At 36.6% G+C, this 2022-nt stretch carries 2 protein-coding genes; both read left to right on the forward strand.

The window, feature by feature from the left end; translation table 11 throughout:
• The first annotated feature begins 227 nt into the window (after positions 1-227).
• Positions 228-752, forward strand: a complete 525-nt coding sequence (locus OQ5_RS0101195; RefSeq protein WP_255297329.1) for an FMN-binding protein — start codon at positions 228-230, stop codon at positions 750-752.
• Between the two features lie 788 nt (positions 753-1540).
• Positions 1541-2022 (forward strand): aspartyl protease family protein (locus OQ5_RS19890; protein ID WP_044107250.1); only part of this gene is annotated, 482 nt, incomplete at its 3' end.

Genomic DNA, 2022 nt, shown 5'->3' on the forward strand with positions numbered 1-2022 from the left:
GTGGGTAATAATATTAGTGTGAACACTGTTTACGAAAAGGACATTATAACTACCGGACTTACTTTGAAACTGACCAATGGTGCTGTAGCAAAAACAGACATGCAGTTTGTTAAAAACGGAAATGAAAACAGTTATGACAAAACTTTCAATGTAGGAATTGGTGTCATGTTTTAACAAAAAAGATGAAAAAGATTATGCGGGTAATTGTTTTCATAATGTTTATGTTTATGAACGTTTTAGTTTCGGGACAGGAGAAAATTGAATATCAAAATAAACCCTTAAAACGAATGCTTTCCAGAGAGGGCATTTCAGTATTCTCACAAATTTCTGAATTGGATATTACAGACTCGTTAAGAAGGAAATACCGGATTCAGGGCAAATTTTTTGAAATAAGTACAGATGAAAATCGGTATAAATATATTTACACAGGAAGAGTGAACAGCTGCCGGGCAGGAGGATGCAAAATTCCTGGAGAAACACCAGGAGATGAGGCGTCCGAATATTTCGATTACTTTATTCTTTTTGACCGGACTAAGTCTGTTCAGGCTGTAAAAGTGTTCAATTATCAGGCTACCCATGGTTATGAAATAACTTCCCGTGGCTGGTTAAAGCAGTTTATTGGATATGATGGCTCTCAATCTTTGGAAGTTAGTAAAAATATTGATGCCATTTCAGGCGCAACAATTTCGGTTCGTGCTATAACTGCTGATGTGGAGATAAAAACTGAAATTTTGAAGGAATTGAAATTATGAGTTTTTAGCTCTGCATGAAGGCAGATTACACCCGGCTTCGCCGCTTTGCGCCGCAAAGAATCCGCCACTTTGAAATTGACTATGTCCTTTGGCCAGACGGTTGAGGTATTTTTCCGCTCTCTCTCGATTCCGATAGAGGTAGGCTTTGGCTTTCGCGAGGGGATAGGTTTAAGCGGACCAGACCTTTTTGGTTCCGTTTTGTGGCAATGCCCAAAAGAACAATTGAAACAGGCTGCTGACTTTTTCAGCAGCCTCTATTTAGAGTTAATATAAATTTTCTCACTCCAAATTTTTAGGAGTGCATCGGCATACTTTTATCCTGCATTTCAGAAATCCCGGCCGGAAAATGAATGCCCCGGAAGCCGGGAAGGGTCAATAATGTAATGAGTAGGCAAGTAAAGCTAATTCGTGTCTGTCCATAAAGTGCCATTTACTGTGTTACGCTCGTCCGAAAATTACTCATTTACGATGAGTAAACTCCCTGTTTTCGGACTTCGCTAGCCTTGTAAATAACACTTTCTGAATAGACACATGATAAGCAGGAAACTTTTCCTACTTTACAGACAGGCACTAATTCACATGAAAAAATTTGGAAAGCTATCAGCAGAACAATTGAATTCAGTTCGCGGTGGAAAGCGATGTGTTGATAAAATCGACACTGATGGTGATGGAAAATGGGACCAAAAAATCGTGTATGATTGTGAAACAGGGTCTGTAAAAAATGGAAATTCAGATAATTTCTAAAAACTATTGTGGGGGTACAGCCCCCACAATTAACATTATTAAAAATGAAATCAATTCTACTTATTATATTGGGTCTGTTCTTTATTGATGGTGTGGGAGCCATTGAACTAAAGAAAGGTCAGGCTGTTCAGCCTAAAAGGTTTTATTCTGAAATAGAATATGAAGAACGTGATTGGATTGTTGTTTCAGGAATTCGGATAAATAATTCAACAAAGGAATACAATTTTATTATAGATACCGGAAGTAGTGAAACATCTCTTTCTCAACAATTAATTGATGAGCTAAATATTCAGATTGTTGGAAAAGATATAGTAAGTGACGGACTTGCAAAATGCTCTGAGGAATATACATATTCAAATATTTCCATTAACAATATTTCCTTCAATAATATAAAATCGTACATAATGGACTTTTCCATGATTAGAAATAGGTTGTGTGATATAAATGGAATTATTGGCGTGAATTTGATGAAACCTTGTGTTTGGCAAATTGAAGAAGGAAAGATTATTTTTACAGACAATATTAA

The organism is Anaerophaga thermohalophila str. Valhall, from assembly GCF_000250735.1.
Taxonomy (GTDB): domain Bacteria; phylum Bacteroidota; class Bacteroidia; order Bacteroidales; family Marinilabiliaceae; genus Anaerophaga; species Anaerophaga thermohalophila_A.